The organism is Clostridium sp. AF37-5, assembly GCF_003477605.1.
Taxonomy (GTDB): Bacteria; Bacillota; Clostridia; order Lachnospirales; family Lachnospiraceae; genus Eubacterium_F.
Map to the genome: position 1 here is coordinate 56,693 of NZ_QUDR01000015.1, position 20,303 is coordinate 76,995.

Annotated in this window: 18 protein-coding genes; all 18 read right to left on the reverse strand. The window is 43.8% G+C overall.

Features of this window, described 5'->3' with window-relative positions:
- Positions 1 to 6: 6 nt before the first annotated feature.
- The 18 genes from DW019_RS10230 to DW019_RS10320 all read right to left on the reverse strand — a co-directional run bounded on the left by DW019_RS10230 (position 7) and on the right by DW019_RS10320 (position 20,303).
- Positions 7 to 2,058 carry a glycoside hydrolase family 13 protein gene (locus tag DW019_RS10230; protein WP_118443293.1) on the reverse strand — a complete coding sequence of 684 codons (2,052 nt, stop codon included), beginning with the start codon at positions 2,056 to 2,058 and terminating at the stop codon, positions 7 to 9.
- Between the two features lie 293 nt (positions 2,059 to 2,351).
- Complete coding sequence (gene ftsH, locus DW019_RS10235) at positions 2,352 to 4,193, reverse strand: ATP-dependent zinc metalloprotease FtsH (RefSeq protein ID WP_117478477.1); 1,842 nt, start codon at positions 4,191 to 4,193, stop codon at positions 2,352 to 2,354.
- A 4-nt stretch (positions 4,194 to 4,197) separates the two neighbouring features.
- The gene (gene hpt / locus DW019_RS10240) at positions 4,198 to 4,728 is read right to left on the reverse strand and encodes a hypoxanthine phosphoribosyltransferase (protein ID WP_022376988.1); all 531 of its coding nucleotides are present in this window, start codon (positions 4,726 to 4,728) and stop codon (positions 4,198 to 4,200) included.
- A complete protein-coding gene (gene tilS / locus DW019_RS10245; RefSeq protein WP_118443294.1) occupies positions 4,700 to 6,166 on the reverse strand; it encodes a tRNA lysidine(34) synthetase TilS in 1,467 nt (488 codons plus the stop codon). Before tilS ends, hpt begins: the two co-directional genes overlap by 29 nt.
- On the reverse strand, positions 6,163 to 8,490 hold the full coding sequence (locus DW019_RS10250; RefSeq protein ID WP_118443295.1) for a serine/threonine-protein phosphatase: 2,328 nt from the start codon (positions 8,488 to 8,490) through the stop codon (positions 6,163 to 6,165). Before DW019_RS10250 ends, tilS begins: the two co-directional genes overlap by 4 nt.
- Before the next feature lie 136 nt (positions 8,491 to 8,626).
- The gene (locus DW019_RS10255) at positions 8,627 to 8,914 is read right to left on the reverse strand and encodes a septum formation initiator family protein (protein WP_022376985.1); all 288 of its coding nucleotides are present in this window, start codon (positions 8,912 to 8,914) and stop codon (positions 8,627 to 8,629) included.
- Positions 8,915 to 9,368: 454 nt separating this feature from the next.
- Positions 9,369 to 9,656 (reverse strand): sporulation protein YabP, encoded by a 288-nt coding sequence (yabP, locus tag DW019_RS10265; RefSeq protein WP_117478482.1) that lies wholly within the window; start codon positions 9,654 to 9,656, stop codon positions 9,369 to 9,371.
- Positions 9,657 to 9,713: 57 nt separating this feature from the next.
- Entirely contained in the window at positions 9,714 to 9,953 is a 240-nt protein-coding gene (locus tag DW019_RS10270; protein ID WP_022376982.1) for an RNA-binding S4 domain-containing protein, read from the reverse strand.
- 131 nt (positions 9,954 to 10,084) lie between these two features.
- The gene (locus DW019_RS10275; protein WP_022376981.1) at positions 10,085 to 10,360 is read right to left on the reverse strand and encodes an HU family DNA-binding protein; all 276 of its coding nucleotides are present in this window, start codon (positions 10,358 to 10,360) and stop codon (positions 10,085 to 10,087) included.
- 119 nt (positions 10,361 to 10,479) lie between these two features.
- A complete protein-coding gene (gene spoVT, locus DW019_RS10280; RefSeq protein ID WP_117478483.1) occupies positions 10,480 to 11,025 on the reverse strand; it encodes a stage V sporulation protein T in 546 nt (181 codons plus the stop codon).
- Positions 11,026 to 11,118: 93 nt separating this feature from the next.
- A complete protein-coding gene (locus DW019_RS10285; protein WP_022376979.1) occupies positions 11,119 to 11,811 on the reverse strand; it encodes a GTP pyrophosphokinase family protein in 693 nt (230 codons plus the stop codon).
- A 5-nt stretch (positions 11,812 to 11,816) separates the two neighbouring features.
- Positions 11,817 to 12,428: a type IV toxin-antitoxin system AbiEi family antitoxin domain-containing protein gene (locus tag DW019_RS10290; RefSeq protein ID WP_022376978.1), complete on the reverse strand. Its 612-nt coding sequence runs from the start codon at positions 12,426 to 12,428 to the stop codon at positions 11,817 to 11,819.
- A gap of 13 nt (positions 12,429 to 12,441) precedes the next feature.
- Positions 12,442 to 14,880 (reverse strand): transglutaminase domain-containing protein, encoded by a 2,439-nt coding sequence (locus DW019_RS10295; RefSeq protein ID WP_118443297.1) that lies wholly within the window; start codon positions 14,878 to 14,880, stop codon positions 12,442 to 12,444.
- Positions 14,864 to 15,991, reverse strand: coding sequence for a DUF58 domain-containing protein (locus DW019_RS10300; protein ID WP_117478486.1), 1,128 nt, complete (start codon positions 15,989 to 15,991; stop codon positions 14,864 to 14,866). The genes DW019_RS10295 and DW019_RS10300 overlap by 17 nt, the downstream gene beginning before the upstream one ends.
- Before the next feature lie 33 nt (positions 15,992 to 16,024).
- Positions 16,025 to 16,951, reverse strand: coding sequence for a MoxR family ATPase (locus DW019_RS10305; protein ID WP_022376975.1), 927 nt, complete (start codon positions 16,949 to 16,951; stop codon positions 16,025 to 16,027).
- A gap of 80 nt (positions 16,952 to 17,031) precedes the next feature.
- Positions 17,032 to 18,330, reverse strand: a complete 1,299-nt coding sequence (locus DW019_RS10310; protein ID WP_022376974.1) for a UDP-N-acetylglucosamine 1-carboxyvinyltransferase — start codon at positions 18,328 to 18,330, stop codon at positions 17,032 to 17,034.
- A 71-nt stretch (positions 18,331 to 18,401) separates the two neighbouring features.
- Positions 18,402 to 18,968, reverse strand: coding sequence for a flavin reductase family protein (locus tag DW019_RS10315; RefSeq protein WP_118443298.1), 567 nt, complete (start codon positions 18,966 to 18,968; stop codon positions 18,402 to 18,404).
- Positions 18,969 to 18,980: 12 nt separating this feature from the next.
- Complete coding sequence (locus tag DW019_RS10320) at positions 18,981 to 20,303, reverse strand: hypothetical protein (RefSeq protein ID WP_118443299.1); 1,323 nt, start codon at positions 20,301 to 20,303, stop codon at positions 18,981 to 18,983.

A 20,303-nucleotide genomic window follows, 5' to 3' on the forward strand; every position in this document is an offset into this window, starting at 1 on the left:
ATCCCCCTACATAGAGAGCGTTTTCCACAACACCGCTCCATTTTTACCAATCTCAACTTTTACCTTTCCATTTTCAACACGGCACATTCTCGCTGCCATGTCAAAACCTTCTTCACAGGTATACATCATGCACGCCATCCGGCTGCCATTCGCCACACCAAGACGCCATACATCTACTTCCACTTCGCATTCTTCGCCTTCCACCTGAACAAGAACAAAAGCTTGTTCCTTTTCACTGAATCTTCCGTATCCAATGAGATTATTCTCTGCATGAAGATACAACAAACTTCCGGTAGAAAACACTTCGTAATCTTTATGAATTCGAATCATCTCCTTGTGGAAACGAATCAACTCATGATCTTCTTTGCCCCACGGATAAGAACGTCTGTTATCCGGGTCTGTCCAGCCGCACACACCAGCCTCATCACCGTAGTAAATCGTCGGAGCACCGACCCATGTCATCTGCATCAGTACCGCCTGGCGCATAACCGCCAGATTTACGCCGTAGTTCGCTGCCTGAGGACCGGTAAACGCGGTTCTTCCAACCACATGATTCGTACGGGTTAAAAAGCGGGAATGGTCGTGATTCGACAGCTCATTCATCGCTACCAAAGCACTTGGCGTCGTAAATCTTGCCCCATAATCAGTCATCGAGCCAAAGAAAGCCGCCGCATTCCCACGCAAATCACTGCGACGCGCATCGCTGTGTTTCTCCATACCGGTCAAAAACCAACTGATTGGCTCCATAAAAGCATCATAGTTCATCACCGTATCCCACTGGGTTCCATCTAACCATGCAGAAGGGTCTCCATAATGCTCCGCAAGAATAATTGCCTCCGGATTTTCTCTCTTCACCGCCTCACGGAATCCTTTCCAGAATTTGTGGTTGTACTCCGGTGTGTGTCCCAAATCAGCCGCCACATCCAGACGCCATCCATCAATGCAATACGGTGCAGCCACCCATTTTCTCGCAACTCCGTGAATGTATTGTTCTAAGCGCTCCGATCCCTCGTAATTTAGTTTTGGCAGAGTATCATTGCCCCACCACGAATCGTAATGCGTATTGTCCGGCCAGCTTCCATCCGGGTAAAAATAGAAGAAGTCGTGATATGGACTGTCTTCCTGCAAAAAAGCACCTTTTTCATAAGACTCATCTTTATCGTAAATCTTCTCGCGGTCAAGCCACTTGTTAAAGGAACCACAGTGGTTAAATACACCATCCAGAATCACTTTCATGCCACGACGGTGTACTTCTTCGACAAATTTTGCAAAGAATGCATTACTCGCCTCTAAATTTTTCATATTAACAACGCGCTTAATGTATTTTGTAGCATGTGCATTTTCCTTGTCGTCTGCCGCCAGCACGTCACCGCCATCCTCGACAATTACGCCGTAATGGGGATCAATATAATCATAGTCCTGCGTATCATATTTATGATTTGAAGGCGATACAAAAATCGGATTCAAATACAAAACTTCCACGCCAAGATCCTGCAAATAGTCCAGTTTATCCATGACACCCTGCAAATCGCCGCCATAAAACTCACGCACGCCCATCGATGCCGGCATTTTATTCCAGTCACGCACCTGCGTCACATGCTCATCAATATATGTATATTCATCGTCAACAACATCATTTGTCTTATCCCCATTATAAAAACGATCCACAAAAATCTGGTACATCACGGCACCTTTTGCCCAGTCCGGTGTATGAAATCCCGGAATCAGACAGAAATTGAAATATGGATTGACATCTGAAACCACTCCTTGACGGTTGCAAATCAACGTCTCTTTCGCCGTTTCTACCCTAAAGTAATAACTTATCGGATGATCTTCCAATAGAAATGATACGGCATAAATATCAAAATACTCCGTTGACTTTTCTAAATGCATAATATAAGGCACTTCATCCACCATTGCCTTCACATATTCTGCCTCATCTTTCCCAACGCGGCACCGAATCGTAACGGTCTCATACACACGCGGTTCACATGGCGAAACAAAATCAGCCGTACCATCACTAAATATTGCTTTCTTATTAAGGGTTCCGTCAGCCATTGCTTTGTCCTCCGAACATAATTATTTCTATTTGTAAAAATTCACGGCTAAAAAGCCGTGAATCCTTGTTTTAGATAAGTCAAAAGGACAGCTTACGATGCTGTCCTTTTGGGAGAAGGTATTTTTGTTACTTATGGGGTGTAGCAAAAACTATATAATGTATTGGGGTTTACGCGTATTACTATAACACGTTACCAAAAAACAGTGTGCACAAAGTTTACATTTTTTCCACCATTCTTTTGTTAGTTTTGCCCAATACTTTTCTCCCATTTGCACATTTGCACAAAGAATCTTTACATTTCTTCGATTGTCTCGTCATTCTGCTCAAAGAGAGCTTCAAACTCCTGCTGCCCGATTCTCTCTTTTTCAATCAGAAGCTCTGCCAATTTATCCAAAACCTTGCGGTTTTCTTTCAAAATCTTAGTAGCCTTCTCACGGCAGCTCTCGATAATTCGTTTTACTTCCTGGTCAATCACAGCAGCGGTTCCTTCACTAAAGTTCTTTGCGTGCCCAATCTCACGGCCGATAAAGACTTCATCATCTGACGTGCTGTAGTTAATCATACCAAGTTCATCCGAGAAACCATACTTTGTAACCATATCGCGAGCGCGCTCCGTTGCCTGACGGATATCCTGCACAGCCCCCGTTGTCACATCATCAAAGACAAGACTTTCTGCGATACGCCCGCCAAGACATACAACAATATCCTGCAACATCTTACCTTTGGTCAGATACATCTCATCTTTTTCCGGCAATGGCATCGTATAACCACCGGCACCCTGTCCGGTCGGAATTACAGAAACCGTATAAACCGGTCCGACATCCGGCAAAACATGAAACAAAATTGCGTGTCCGGCTTCGTGATATGCCGTAACCCGTTTATCCTTTTCAGAAATAATACGGCTCTTTTTCTCTGCACCAATTCCCACTTTGATAAAGGACTTGCGAATATCTTCGTCCATCAAATACGGGCGGTTTTCTCTTGCGGCACAAATGGCAGCCTCGTTCAAAAGATTTTCCAAATCCGCACCGGCAAATCCTGCCGTTGTACGTGCGATTTCTTCCAAATTCACATCATCCGATAACGGTTTATTTTTCGCATGGACTTTTAAAATTTCCTCACGGCCTCTCACATCCGGAAGACCCACGTGGATTCTGCGGTCAAAACGTCCCGGCCTGAGAATTGCCGGATCCAGAATATCTACACGGTTGGTTGCCGCCATCACGATAATTCCCTCATTGATTCCAAAGCCGTCCATTTCAACAAGCATCTGATTTAACGTCTGCTCACGCTCATCATGTCCGCCGCCAAGACCGCTTCCTCGTCTTCTTGCCACGGCATCAATCTCATCAATAAAAACAATACACGGTGCATTTTTCTTTGCTTCCGCAAACAAGTCACGGACACGGGAAGCACCGACGCCGACAAACATTTCCACAAAATCAGAACCGGAAATACTAAAGAACGGAACACCCGCTTCACCGGCAACTGCTTTGGCAAGCAATGTCTTACCGGTTCCCGGAGGGCCCACCATAATCACGCCTTTCGGGATTCTGGCACCTAAATTCGTATATTTCTGCGGTGCCTCCAAAAAGTCTACAATTTCTTCTAACTGTTCTTTTTCCTCGACCAGACCGGCAACATCTGCAAATGTCTTTGATTTTTCATCCGGTGCGGTCATTCTCGCACGGCTCTTTCCAAAATTCATCATTTTGGCATTTCCGCCGCCTCCGCCCTGCGCCTGGCTCGTCATCATTGTAAACAAAACAAAAATCAGGACGAATCCTATTGCATATGGCAAAATCTCCAAATACCACGGTGTTGTCTCAACATCCGAGACAACTACATTTGTAAAATGTGCATCGTCTAATTTTTCAATAACTACATTCACATCCGGTGCATAGAAAGAATGTTTTTTACTGTCTTTCATTGTCACACGGATTTCACCGGTCGGAACCTGCTCATTTTGTCCCACCACAACGGACTGTATTTTATGATTCGACAAATCGTCCTTAAACTGTGTATAAGTATAATTCTCCTCTGTCCATCCGGACATAAAATCGCTCGAAATCATGGCAATCAAAATTATTGCCGCCATCGCGACAAAAAAGCCATAACCTTTCCATTTTCTCATCGGATTAATCCTCCTTTATTTTCAGCTCTCCGATATAAGGCAAATTGCGGTATTTCTGGGCATAATCAAGTCCAAATCCAACCACAAATAAATCATCAATTTCAAAACCGGTATACGCCACATCCACTTCTGATACGCGACATGCCGGTTTATCTAAAAGCGTACAAATGCGCAAACTTTTCGGTCCACGTTTTTCTAACATATGGGCAAGATACGAAAGTGTGCGTCCGCTGTCCACAATATCTTCAATAATCAGCACTTCACGGTTTTCCAAACTCATAATCAAATCCTGACTAATCGTAATACTTCCGCTGCTGGTCATACCATTTCCATAACTTGATACACTCATAAAATCAATCGTAACCGGCACTGTAATATATTTTGCCAGTTCGCAGGTAAAAAATACACTTCCTTTCAAAATGCAAATCAAATGAAGTGTTTTTCCTTCGTAATCACGGTTAATCTGCTCAGCAAGTTCCTTCACTCTTGCTACAATTTCATCTTCTTTAATCAAGACGTTGATTTCTTCTTTCATGACGTATCCTTTCTTTGGTCACAACCAAAACATATTTTGTATTTTGATTTATTTTGCAGGCTGCACTGATTCGATTTGGAATCGCCCATATCACATGGGCGCCATCCGCCAGCACAAGCTGCCTGTCCCGACGCTCTTTCGCAATCTTTTCGTCCATATAGTAGCGGGATAATTTCTTTTTATGCCCCTTGTCATCAAGCACAAAAAAATCTCCCGGTCTCGGATTGCGAATCGTCAGTTTACTATTTATCTTATCATAATCAAACCATTTCGTATAGTCTTTTTGTGGAATTTCTGAATCCAGTTTTTCACGTGCCACCACCTCAAAACGAAAGCGGTAATACACACCATCCATTTCCACTATATTCCCGGATGCCATGTCGCATTCCACACAAACGTTTTCCTGCTTTTTTTGCTTATTTTTCGTAAGCCTGAAATACTCATAATCACAGACGACAAAATAGCCGCCGGGCAGAGAAAACGTGCCGTTTCCTTTCTCTGCAATTTTTTCATATAATGCCTCATAATGCGCTCTCGTGACATCTTTTACGCCAGAGATTCCCTGCTCTAAAAAGAGCGACAAAATCTCCTTTTGCAAAACCTCCGGAAGTCCCCGGCACACATCCCGCCTTAACAGAACTTCTTTTCCCTCATGGAAAATTACATGTTCCGCCTCGCACTCTGCCTGCTCGCGGATATACTTACGCCACTTGCCAATGTCATCCGCCGCATCCGCAATATGCCTTACCGCACCCGGATTTAAGTTCTCTTTTAACAGTGGCAGTAACCCCTTCCGAATCCAGTTTCTCTGATACGCTGTATCCTGATTCGTAATATCCTCCCGCCACGGTATCTTTTTCTCCTCTAAAAACGCAAGAATGTCTCCCTTTTCGGCAAACAGAAGCGGTCGTATAATAAAATCTCTTTTCGGCAACATCGCCGCCAAGCCTCTGGCAGAACTCCCACGTATCAGCCGAAACAAAAATGTCTCTGCCTGATCCTCTTTGTGGTGCGCCACTGCAATACAGTCCGCATTTTTTTCCCTGCGCAATTTTTCAAACTGCTCATAGCGGCATGCACGTCCAGCCTCCTCCTCACTCATCCCCCACTTTTTTGCATACGCCGGTACATCTTCGAAAACCTCAAAACACGGAAGTTCCCACTTGTCTGAAAGCTCTCTCACAAATTGTGCGTCCCGGTCGGCATCGTCTCCCCGGATGCCATGTTTGACATGCAGAACGAATAGAGACAAATTCATTTCTTTCCGTAAACTATTTAATAAATACAAAAGGCATACCGAATCAGCGCCACCCGACACCCCCACAATAATCTTGTCGCCCGGTGAAAACAAGTGGTGCGTTTCGCTATATCGAATCATTTCTTCTCTCACGGCTTCATCCTCCGCATTTATTGTAACGGTTTTCGTTTTTTTCGTCAAACTTTATTCCAAATTCCGGCCACCAAAACGCTCATGTCGTCAGACGCCTCTTTTGTACTGTGTGCCAGTGTGTTCATCAAAATCTGGTTTGCCATGTCATTCGCATTTTTGCAGTAAAGCCTGTCAATGAGTGTCGCCATCTCCTCCTGACTGTCGCTCTCTATATTTCTCTCATAAAAACTGTCAAGCACGCCGTCCGAAACCATAATAACCATATCGCCTTCCTGCAATTGTACGACGGCAACATCCGGCTCCGCCTGCAAATCCACACCGACCGGAAGCGCACTGGAAGCAATCATCTCCACTCCGCCTTCCCGCTTTACAAAAGTAGTTGCCGCTCCATTTTTCATAATTTCACAAATGCCGGTATGAAGGTTAATCGCCGCCATATCAAGTGTTGCAAATGATTTTCCCTCATAATTTGCAACAAACAGCGTATTCAAAAGCCTGAGTGCCGATTTTTTTTCAAACCCCGCCTCCATCAGATATTCCAGTGCCTCAATTAGATTGCTGCTGTCGCGGTCCGCCATTTCACCACTTCCCATGCCGTCCGTTAAAACCATGAGAAGCTCACCGGTTCCCGAAAGTTCCAAAAACGAATAATTGTCACCAGACACACTCTCACCGCTTTTGGCAACTCTGGCAAGCCCCGTAAGCGCCTTATATACTGTGTCCTGTCTGAAAAACATCGTATCCGTTGTGGAAGAAAGCACATTTCTTGTCTCTCTTGCCGGACACATCATAATGCCTGTCGCACGGTACAGCGCCTGAGCAACATCGGTCTTTGTCAAACAATGATTGCCATGGCAGGCACCGGTAAACATTACTTCCAGATATCCGCCCCTTTTTTTCACCGATAAACGTGCTACCTTGATACCCTCTTTTTTTAATTCTTCTAAAATTCTTCGTTTTCGCTCTTTGGGAAGTTCCTCTGTCTCGCCCAAATTGATGGTAAACGATTTTAACGCCACTGCAATTTCTTTCATCTGCTCTGCCATCACGCGGCGGTTTTCTGACATCCGGTTATGCCAACCAAGTCTCACATTTTCCCCGGCAATCCTCTCCTCGACCTGATGCACATACTCATCTAGATGCATACAGCGTCTTTGAAAATCCGGACTAATCTGTGACATCGTTACACTTCCGTCCTGCCCCACCTGCCACAAAATCTGTCGCAGACTTTCATTGGTCTCCTCATAATGGCGGTTCCAGCAATATTTACAATTGATACATTCGTTGCACGTATCACGAGATAACTGTGCAAAAATATCCTCTAGCCGCTCTTCCGACAACCCTTTTTCTTCCATCTCATTTTCAAAACTCTTGGACAGCCGGCGAAAGGCATCTGAAAAGTCTTCCAGCTGATGGTTGGCAAGTGCGCGTACATCCTCTTTGGCAAAAGAATCCTCTTCCCGTTCGGGTATGTCTTCTTCCACGCAGTGAATGACCCGCCTTGGAATGGCAAAGAACAAAATAACCGCCGACAGCATTGCCCGCAGTTCAATAATGCCATACAAGTCCTTTAATGAATACACAGCAAGCAGCACACCGACAAGAAGATACAGCCCGCCACTTACAAAACGTCCCATTTTACGCAGCGTCCCCGCACACACACCGAGCAGACAGCATATGCCGACAACCACCATATTTTCCCCGGTAAGTGCCAGTAAAATTCCTCCCGCCGCCCCGGCAATGGCGCCGGTCGATGCCCCATACCGGTATCCCATAAACAAAATCATGAAATACGAAAGTGTTCCGGAAATGGAAAAAATCATATCCGCCTGCCTCGGCAGCCCATACAGCGCTGTCACCGCAAGGATAAGAAGGCTAATCAATTCCTCATTGTTAAATAATTGATTCCACTCTTCATACAAAATAAAATGCACACCCCATTGATACACATTGGCAAGCGCAAATACCATGACACTCTCAAGGATACTGAGCCAGAATACTTCCCATGTATTTACGGCAAGAATACTGTTCAAAATACCTGCCGCCATATTTAAACCGCCTGTAAGAAGTGCTAAATACACCGCCTGTCCGGTATGGCTTGTCCACTTTTCCTGTATTTTTTCGAGTGACAGAACAAGCAGAAAGAGCGTGAGATACTTAATAAGCGAAAGTCCTTCTGTGCTGCTAAACATGCCTGCCAAAACAAAAAGAGCCAAAAGTTTCCTGCCCTTTCGCTCCGCTGCCACCGCAGCAAACAATGCCACACCAAAAGGATTAATTCCATACAGCCACACGCGCCCGGTCAAAAATCCTGCCACTAACAACAACAAATATCGCTTGTCAAAACATATTTTTTGTTTCTTGTCTTTCAAAATCCGTGCCCCCTTGTCTTTCTCTAAACACTCTCAGTATAAAGAGAGCATACAGAGAAAAATGTCAAAATCGGAAGGGCATTTTCAAGAAATTTTCGACAAAAAAAGACCACCGCCTAAGCAATGGTCTTCGTTCTTATTCTGCCTTAAACACAATTTCATTATCATATACCAGTCCAAATTTTTCACGCGCTACATCTTCCACATACTGGTCTGTTTTACGATACTCTTTTTGTTCTTTAATCTGTTCCTGTTCTTTTTTCAAACTCTTTTTCTTATCTTTTAAGTTCTGCTGCTCTGTCGCAAGTTTCTGACAGTTTGCACGCAGTGAATAACCATGAACCGCTAATGTGCCAACAAACAAGGCTGCCACCAGCATAACCAGATAAATCCCGGTGCGGTTTCTTCTTTTTCTTCTTCTCACGGCTCCATCCCCTCGACATTATTCTACAATTGTATTTTCTATACTTGTAGTACTAACAAATCCATTATAGACGCTGACTTTCACGATTTCAAGTGTTTTTTCTGTATTCCTTTTATTTTTTTAAAAATCCAAACATATGGTCGAAAAATAAGTCTAAAAAATTCATAAATTACTCTTTGTACATGCGTTTTTACCAAGGTTCGGTATAAAAAAACACCCAAAGTCAAAGCAATTACAAAAAAACTGCGGAGCAAACCGTGATTGAGCGTAAAAATCATGGGGAATACAAAGAAAGCTGCCAATAACCAGAACAGCCAGTCTTCAATCAGAATCCACACTCTGCCATGTTTCACTTTCATGCGGAACGCTCGTATAAAATCATACAAAAACATTAAGAAAACACCCTCCACAAAGGAGGCGGCAACATACATAAGCTGCCCCTGTATCATTTCCATCAGCCAAACAAACGGCTAAGAACACCCCCTGCCGTCTTTTCCTTTCTCGACTCATGATAGATAATCTCACAAATCCTTCCTTCCAATTCCACCTCGCCCTTTTCGAGTGTAAGACGCTTTACATGCAAATCCTCACCCGCAAAGCGCACAGCACCTTCTACGGTCTCAAGTTCAATTTCTTTATTGTCAAAAGAAACCACTTCCGTAATTCCGGTCAAATCCACGTGGTTACGATTCTGCATCTCCAATTTATGTGCCGTCACCGGCCGGGAAGATTCCTGCAACATAATAAAAGCCCCCTGGCATCATATCTATCTCACTATATGCTGTCACAGGGGGTTTTATTACACGTATCGGTAAAGTTCTTTGGCTTCATCCTTTTTGTATGTTTCGTTTATGCTCAATACTTCTACTTTTGTATTCCGGTTTCCGAACTGAATCTCGATGATGTCACCGGGCTTAACATTTAAAGATGCTTTTGCCACCTTATCATTCACTAAAATTCGTCCGGCGTCGCACGCCTCATTCGCCACCGTACGGCGTTTAATCAGGCGGGATACCTTTAAGTACTTATCCAGTCTCATAAAAAATCTCCCTTCTTCTGTCAAGTCCTGCCTCACACGGTTTCATCCGTCATTAGGCAAAGCATAACAAAGAGCACTCTGCTATATGCGATAGCAAAGTGCTCCAAAAATCCATAATAACAATCGCAAGATTATGCGTTCACAGCGTCCTTCAAACCTCTGCCGGCTTTGAATTTAGGAGCTTTAGAAGCAGGAATGCTCATCGGCTGTTTTGTCAATGGGTTGATACCTTCTCTTGCTGCTCTCTCAGCAACTTCGAAAGAACCGAAACCAACCAACTGTACTTTTTCACCTTTTTTCAATTCATCTGTAACAACATCTACGAATGCTTTCAATGCACTCTCAGCGTCTTTCTTAGACAATTCTGCTTTCTCAGCCATAGCTGCTACTAATTCAGTCTTATTCATGGATTATATCCTCCTCAATAAATTATTTGCTAGATTTGTACAACCTATACATCTATATATAACCTTTTTGGTAGTAATTGTCAAGGTTTTTCTGCGTTATCACCTTAAAATTTTGCCTATCAGGGTTCCATCTGCCGTCCTAAAAAGTTTGCCCCGCAAATCGCCATTTTTTGCTCAAAGTCGCCAAATATGCGTTCTGTGTCGCGAGACAGTAAAAGCACCATTCCGATAGCGTCACCTTCTGCTAAAATCGTTGCCGCTGCTTCGGAAAATACTTCTGTCTCGTCCTCTGTTACCTGGCTAAAGTCCGGTTCGGCATCCGTTGCCAGAATCGTCCGTCTGTCCTCAATTGCTTCCAACAATTCACGGTGAATGGATTTTCCGGCATAGTCCTTTTTTCCCGGTCCTGCCACCGCCACAATCCGGTCTCTGTCTGTCACACACACGGTGCATTTCGCCACCTGCGCAACCGCCTCCACATATTCTTTGGCAAATGCGGCAAGTTCTCCTATGGGTGAATACTTCTTTAATACAATGCCTCCTTCGCGGTTTGTAAATATTTCAAGCGGTTCACCCTCGCGAATTCTAAGTGTTCTCCGGATTTCTTTTGGCACGACCACACGTCCTAAATCATCGATTCTTCGTACAATTCCTGTTGCCTTCATAAAAAATTTTCCTCCTGTTTTCTACATGCTTTTCCATATTTATACTGTATGGGTAGTATGTGGAAAACAGAGGAAATTATGCATTTTTTGAGATCAATCGTCCACATCGAGTTCCTTTCGGATACTCTGCATACGTAAATCCAATGCGGCACTCACTTCCGCGCATTGCCTTAACTCATTGCGCAGCGTCTCGTTATTCTGTCCTTTTTTATAATAAATACGGTGTTCTAAACTTGCCCAGAAATCCATGGCAATTGTACGGAACTGTACTTCCGCTTTCATCATTCGTTTTTCGTTATGCAAAAAGATAGGAATTTCCACAATCAAATGAAGGCTCCTATACCCGTTTGGTTTTGGGTTTTTGATGTAATCCTTTTTCTCAATCAAACGAATATCATCCTGAGCCAAAAAACATTCACTAATCTCATAAATATCTTCCGGAAATGCACAGATAACGCGCACTCCGGCTATATCATGCAATTTTTGTTCAATCATTTCCGCAGAAAACGGAATCTTTTTGCGGTGAAGTTTTTCAATGATACTCTCCGGCGATTTGAGTCTTGTTTTTATCGTCTCAATCGGGTTTCTGTCATAGCGGAGACTAAATTCGGTATTGAGCACTTTAAATTTGGTCTCTACTTCCATAATGGCACACCGATAGTACGCCATCAATGTCTGAAACGCCTCGCCTTCTTCTAAAATCTGCTCAACCTGCTCATTCTGCATTAAGTTCTGCAGAAAAGCCTCGTCGAGCATCGCACCTTTTTTCTTTTCGTCTTTTTCCATCTACATCACTCATCCGTTCCGAGGTATTCGCGGACAATTTTGCCATAACGCATCTGATCCGCATACTGTAAAAGATGGTTTACTCTCTTTTTACTGCTCTTTTTGTAGTTTTCAACTACAAGTTCTACGGTTTCTTTTCCGATTTCTTTCTCCAGACGAATGCAGTCACATACACTGCGGTCTACATCGTAAATGCGGATATTTCCGCCACCTGTTTTGACATTCAAAACATCATTTTCAAATGTTGTAACAGAGAAATAGTGACGGGATACCGGAAAGTTTAACTTCATATTTCCGCGGTCGGTACGAGCTGTTGCCACATACAAAGCTTCCGGCTCTTCCTTAATCAGTCCGTGATAATAGCATGCGCTCAAGGAGCAGATAACTGCCTTTTTGTTTGTCATACAGGCTTCTAACATTTTGTAATGTTTTGGTTTTTTTCTGCCACTCATTAAGTTCCAGTAATTACCGTGAGACACTTTTTCAATCTTGCCTTCCTGCAGCATCGTACGAATCTGAATCGTCGTAATTTTGTTGTTAAGCAATGTACGTGTCGGCAGATAACCATTTCCCTCCTCAAATAATTCACACACTTTATCATACGTTTTTTTCAGCATGTTCTTGTCCTCCTTATAATACCATGATATACATATAATATAGTTTTCGCATCGGCTTTGCATCACGATACGCTTTCGCGCGGATTTCGTGATAAACCCGTTTGAACTCTCTTAATTGGTCTTCCGTAATCGTGTCCGGACCAAATCTTGCGTGGAAAATCAAAGTCACAAATTCAAGCACATCCTCAAAAGGAAGTTCCATCTCCCTACTGATTTCCCTGCTAAACTGCGCCATCGACTGTCCGCGGTAAGCAAGCTTGTAGCGGTGGAATACCGGGAGCAAATGCAGATATACCATACGAATCCGCCTTTTTGCTTTCTTCTGCTTCATATTCTTTCTAAACATGTAAGCTCGTATCCTCCGCTGTGCTTCCATTGCCGCAGCAATGAGCAGTAACACAATCACAATATCTAAAATCACAAACCATATCCGTCCTTTGGATGTGCCGTTTGCATTTCCACTGTCACCGGATTTTTTGTCGTTTTGCTTGATATCATCAAATACCATGCTCTCTTCCGGTTCCTGTGTCACCGAAGGGGTCGGTGTTGCAACATTCGGAGCGTCTTCCTGTGATGGATTTTCGGAATCTGTCTGTGCTCCGTTCGAAGTCTGGTTCGGATTGGTGTTTTCATTGGAAGAATCACTTCCTGTCATATCATCCTCACCTTTGCCCGGCGTCACTTCAACGGTTACAAATCCATATTTTTCATCAAAGACTTCAACCCATGCATGAGCGTCTTCATCCGGCACTTCAAGTTCTTTACCTTTTTTGACAACTGCCAGTTCATCTTTACTGACATACATACCCTCGACGTAACGTGCCGGGATTCCCATACTGCGTAACAGCATAACGGCTGCCGTCGCATAATAGGTACAATATCCTTTTTTATTTTCCTTTAAAAAGTATTCAATGGATTCCTTACCGGAAGGAGTTTTGCCCGGCGATAAGGAATACGTCGTATCTTTTGTAATATAACTCTTTGCTTCAAGAATAATGTCAGACGTCTTCGTCAAACCGGCAGATTTGCAATCTTTTTTAAAATCTTCACAAACCGATTTCATGGAATCCGGAATCTGCAAATAATATTTTTTTGCAAAATCACTTAAATTCCTCCGCTCAACCTCATTTGAACTCCAAAAGTCGGCTGTTGCCATACGGGATTCACCAAGTAAAACATCCGTGCGCAAAATTGCAGGATAGTGCAAATAATATTCTACCGAGTAATCAATTCCCGGTTTATCCACCGTTGAGCGTCCGTTTGTAAGGCTCTTATATGCCCCGGCCGGAAGGCATGGCACCAAAAAGTTGCCATATCCAAACGCAAGATTGCGAATCCTTAATGTTCCAGTCTTCCAAACCTCTTCTTCGCCACTCCGCTCCTCGTCACCCAGTTCATTTCTTAACTGCGTATGCCAGTTTTCTGTTGTGACGCCGGTCGCATCGAGCGCCTTCCAGTCTTTTTTAAAGTTTTCATCCGAGCGAATGGATGACCACTTGTTATTCTCATAGACATCACCGACATAGCCTTTGAGATAAAGTCCATGGTCGGAATTGATGTCTCCGGATATTTTCAGCATTGTTTCACCGGTATAACTGACTTCGCTTTTCTTTCCGATTTTACCATAGGAAATCGCATCCCCGTTAAAGTATGCTTTCAGCCAGGTCATTATATCCTCACCGTCCCATGTCGAAAGTGCCACCAGACTGTTCTTTGCCTGAGACAACTTATCCACATTCCTGTCGTATCTCGAAGGCGGAATAAATAAATAAAAAATGCCACCGCAAACCAAACAGGTTGTCATCAATATCATTGCCAGTTTCTGGCGCATCCTTCGGTCTGTGGCATCGGTTCGCAAATGTCTCGTTCCGATAATCGTTACCGCCACAATCAAATAGGTGAAAAAATATAAATAACGTCCGATTCTTCCCGCCACAAGCGGCAGAACAACAAACGGTATCGTACCTGCCAAAAAGACCACAGAACGTCTTCTGCGGTAGAAAAATGCACTAATCAGTGCCACAAAATACACACCAATCAAAATCAACAAAAGCGTCGTACAGAATTTTGCGCTTGCGCTCTCCGTATCCGCATAGGACAACAAAGATACATTCGTGCCGGTATAGTTCATAAATTCTTTCAAAAAACTATTTGCCGCACTCACAATTCCCTTTAGCAGTGCGCCCTTAAATCGAATCACTAATGCCAAAAAGAACATCGTAATGCCGATTAAGCCGTAAAGTTTTCCCTTGCGGAATGTCTCCAGCACTGTAAATAGTCCATAAAATACAATCGAGGCGGCAAACAGTAAGAGTAAACACAATTTACCGTCATAAATCATATCCAGACTCGACGCCGTACACATCAGCGCAGAATATACACCAAGAAATACGAGCATAATCTGGCTGAATTCCAATATGAAATTAATCAGTTTATTATTCCTGATCCTCAATTACGTCACCTCGTAAGTCCATTACTTCCAATCGGTCGCGCACCAGATTCCCGGAATCCAAGGATTCATGGTCAGCCACTGTCAGATACAGTGCCGATTCTAAAAGTCTGCCTTTGCCCCAGTCGACGTAAGCCTCCATCAGCTCACTCTCCTCGGTCGTTGTTTTACTGCGGAATAATTCCTGAAACATCCAGTACAGTTCTTCCTCCTGCTCTACCGAATATTCCTGAATCACACCATTTACCTTGTCGTACCAAATATATGCCTGTGGGATTCCACTTTCAATCATAAACATCGCAATGGAATACACACCCTGAATCAACCGGTTGATTTTATCATTTCTTTCCTGCTTTGTACCGGTCGCACATAAATCAATAAAAATATGAATTTCTTTCATCAGAGGAAGGCTTCCCTCTTTCACCATCAAATCACCGGTTTTACTACTTAACTTCCAGTGAATTCTCTGAATCTTATCTCCGTCTGCATACTCACGGATGTCAAAAATTTCAGAGGGATCATCTCCCTTTTTATAAGTGGAAAAACGGTCACTGTCCGCACTCGTCTCGTTGTACCATTTGTCTTTTCCAAGATACATCTCTTTCGTCGGCGGCAGGACGAGAACATCCTGCGTCTCAAAATGTTTCCCGATTGTCCACGCAAATATATTCAAATAATCATAGATTCGTACCTTCTCTACCGTGATGGAAACATTTCCACAGTTGTCCATAACAACCGGGATTCTACGGTCTCTCTTTTTCCCGGTATCCACGGAAAAACGAATTTTCATCTTCCCTTTATCGCCGGAAAACGGATTTTCATAACGAACCTTGGCAATTCCTTTCGTCACCGGAAGCAGATGGCTTTTGTTTTCTACCGACAGCGTAATGGCTGCTCTCGCCGGCTTATCAATGGCATCTTTTTCTGCCAGCGGATTTTTTGAATCGACTGACACGCTGACTCTCTTTCGCAAAACAAGCAGAAAAAGAAACATGCAGACCGGTATCGTCACCATCAGCCCCATCAGTGCCATCGCACCAAATTCCAAGTACATAATGGAAATGAAAACACTCACAAAGAAAAGGAAAATGTATAGGATAGTTCCTAATGTCATAATTTCCTCCTTCCGAATCGTATCACTTGTTACTTATAATTTAGGGACCTGAATCTTCCCTACAATTTCCTCAACGACATCTTCTTCTGTCGTGTGGCTCATACGCGCCTTACCGTTTAACAAAAGGCGGTGGGCAAGCACTGCTTTAGAAACACGTTTGATATCCTCCGGCAAAACGAAGGTACGTCCCTGAACGAACGCATGCGCCTTTGACATATCCATAAGGGCAAGCGTTCCACGCGGACTCACACCGAGCGTAATCATGGAATGATTTCTCGTTGCATCCACAATCTTCGATAAATAAGTAAGCACTTTATCATCGACATAAATCTGTTTTACCTGATCCTGCATTTCAAGCAGTTCCCGTTTTGAAATGATTTCCTGGATAAAATCAAGCGGGTTAATGTCCTGACGCTCTTTAATCAGACGAACTTCTTCTTCCATCGTCGGATATCCCATCGAAATACGAATCATAAAACGGTCAAGCTGGGATTCCGGCAGCATCTGTGTTCCGGCAGAACCAACCGGGTTCTGTGTTGCCACTACGATAAACGGATTTGGCAGCTGGCGTGTCACACCATCGACCGTTACCTGTCCCTCTTCCATGACCTCCAAAAGAGCAGACTGTGTTTTCGTTGAGGTACGGTTAATCTCATCCGCAAGCAGAAGGTTACACAAAATCGCACCCGGCTTGTACTGAAACTCACCATCGGCACCAATCATATTAAAACCGACTACATCACTCGGAAGTACGTCCGGTGTAAACTGCAGACGGCGCTCTGTCAATTCCATCGCACGGGAAAAAGCAACCGCCAGTGTTGTTTTACCAACCCCCGGAACATCCTCTACGAGAATATGTCCCTTGGCTAACATCGCTGTCATCACGAGCTCAATTGCTTCGTCCTTACCACGAATTACTTTACCAACCTCATTCAGAATCTCTTGTACTTTATCGTTCACTTATGATTCTCCTTTCTCACTCATCGGATAATAGCAGAAAACGCCGGATACCCTCGGCGTTCCCTCTTCTATCGTCTTTCTTATGAAACTTTCATTTTAAATTTCCTTACGGCACGTTCATCTTCCGCATCTATTTTTTCCATGTGACCGCCAAGCCCACGGATTTTTTCTGCAAAATTTTCATACCCACGCTCAATATATTGAATATCGTCCACATAAGTATATCCTTCTGCAACAAGTCCTGCCATCACAAGTGCTGCACCCGCACGCAAATCCGGTGCACTCACACGCGCTCCGGTAAATCCTTCCACACCGGTTACAAAAGCGGCATTTCCCTCTACGGAAATATTCGCTCCCATACGGCGCAGTTCGCTGATATACTTAAACCGCGTCTCAAAAATTGTCTCTGTGACAATACTGGTTCCCTCAGACAGAGCAAGCAGCGTTGTAATCTGTGGCTGCATATCCGTCGGGAATCCCGGATACGGCATCGTCTTAACATTTGCATAAGACAAACGATGGTCAGCATAGACACGAACACAGTCATCAAACTCTTCAACTATTGCACCAATCTCAACTAATTTTGCGGTAATTGCTTCCAAATGCTTCGGAATGACGTTTTTAATCATCACATCACCGCCGGTTGCCGCTACGGCAAGCATATATGTTCCGGCTTCAATTTGATCCGGAATAATCGAATACTCCGCTCCGTGCAATGCTTCTACCCCACGGATTCGGATAGCATCGGTTCCGGCACCTTTGATGTTTGCTCCCATACTATTTAAGAAGTTTGCCACATCAACGATATGGGGTTCTTTCGCCGGATTCTCAATAATTGTCTTTCCTTCTGCCATACATGCCGCCATCATAATATTAATGGTCGCACCGACACTCGGACAATCAAGGTAAATATGCGTACCAACAAGATTTTCCGCCTGAGCGTCAATTTTACCATGGTGGATACTTACCTTAGCACCAAGCTGCTCAAAGCCCTTAATATGCTGGTCAATCGGACGGCTACCAATCTGGCATCCTCCCGGCAGCGCAACTAAAGCTTTTTTATATTTTCCAAGCAAAGCTCCTACTAAATAGTAAGAACCGCGAATTTTACGAATTGCATCCTCATCAATACTTACATCATTAATACAGGCACCATTAATACGGACCGTATGAGAATCTATACGCTCCACAATCGCACCTATACTTTCTATTGCATCCAGCAAAACCCGGACGTCATCAACGTCCGGTAAATTATCAATTGTAACTGGCTCATCCGCCATAATAGCCGCCACGATAATACCCAGCGCTGCATTTTTCGCACCGCCAATGGTAACTTCCCCTGAAAGTGGCGTTCCACCTTTTATAATGTACTGTTTCATCGCAACCTCCACTGATTGAAACATTTTATTTTACTAGTATAACACACTTTTGACATTTGTAAAACAGAAAATCATTTTTTTACGGAATAGCCAAATTTCCCAATTTTCTCACCAAGGACAAAATACTCGCCATGGGAATATGTCACAAGTCCGGTCTGATTGAGTTCAAATTTTCCGTTTTCGTTCATGTATTTCTCACTAATCATGACATCTTCTATTTTTGCCAAAAACATATTGTGGCTGCCAAGCGGAATCTCTTTCTGCACACGGCACTCTAAATTCACCGGGCTTTCGGCAATAACCGGTGCATAGGTAAGTTTTTCACCGGGCATTGCCGTCAAGTTCATCTCTTTGAACTTATCCACAGCCCGTCCGGACTTCACACCGCACCAGTCGGTCGCATAAGTAAGTTCCTTTGTCGTAAGATTTATTACAAACTCACCGGTCTCCCGAATCATCGAATAGGAATATCTCTCCGGGCGCACCGAAATCGACACCATCGCAGGGTCGGAGCAGATTGTGCCCGCCCACGCAATCGTAATAATATTTTTCTCTCCATTTTTATTGCCGCAGCTCACCATCACCGCCGGCACCGGGTAAAGCATGTTGCCCGGTTTCCATACTTGTTTTTCGTCCATAACGGCGCCTCCTCACATACGCACTTTATATACGAGTTTTTCTGCCAAATCCGGGTAGATATCTAAAAAGCAGTCCATCTCGTCAAATGGTCCGGCTAACATGACAACGACTTTTTCGTCCTCCTGCTCCATCACTGATTTTAATTTTTCTACAGATTCTTTCGTCAATTCAGCGGCGTCCGTCACTAACATACAGCCACCGGCAATTTTACCTGCCTGTTCCGACAAATCAATCTGATTTAATTTTTCAGCCGTAATTTTCACAATGCTCCGCACGGAAACATAGCCTACTTTGTTCAGTTCTTTCGCCACGCGCTTTGCGACCGCAAGCACAATGCGCTCCTCGCCGCCAGCAAATACAAAATGAGGCATCTTATCTCCATAACGGACGTGGTTCATCGCACTTTTCAGCGTGCGGTATAAAATTCCATGGTCGGAAATATCTTCTTCTTTTTCCTCAAGCAGTTCTTCTACATTTTCCGGTTTTTGAAGTGGCTTTTCTTTTTTTCGTTTTGCCACAACTTTAACTTCACCCACAGATTCTATTAAAGGAGCCTCCGGATCCAAGACTTCCTCTTCCTCCTCCGATTCAGTCTCCGGTTCCCGCACAATTTCCCCATAAGACTCCGAAGCCTCATCCACATCTTCATTTTCCTGCGGCTCTTCTTCTATTTCTTCGGTTTCCGAAGACTCATATTCTTCTCTTCGCTCCGGCATTTCCTTTTCAATCGTCTCTTCCAGTTCCTCCGGTTCTGCAACCGCCGGGTTTTCACAATGCTCCAATAACTGCATTGCCCGGTCCACAATTTTACCCTCGCCAAACCAAAGTTTCAAATCTTTACATTCCTGAATACATTTGTCAATCTGCCCGGTCTTTTCATACAAACAAGCAAGTCGAAAGCCCCACTCTTCGGTATATTCTTCCTTCTTTAATTCCTCCAGAATCTGAATCAGACGCTCCGGCGGCTCTCCCTCTGCTTTTGCTAAAAGATAACGGAGTTCAAAAGTATCTAACGTAATCGGACCTGCCACTTCATAGGCAAAATACAGTTCTCTCGCTTCTTCCATGTCCCCCATGCGAATTGTCAAACGCAGCAGACGATTTAACATATAACGGGAATGGGTACGGTGGTAAATATGATAAAAAATTTCTTTCTTTTTATCCATCCGCTCTGCCTTCTCATACAATTCGGCATAACGATACAAATCATCTAATGAGCCAACTTCTTCTAAAGGAATCGCATCAATTAGTTCGAGTGCTTTTGTGTATTTATTGTCATCAATCAACTGGCGTATTACCTTGCACTGACGCACATTCTCTCGTTTTCTACTCAT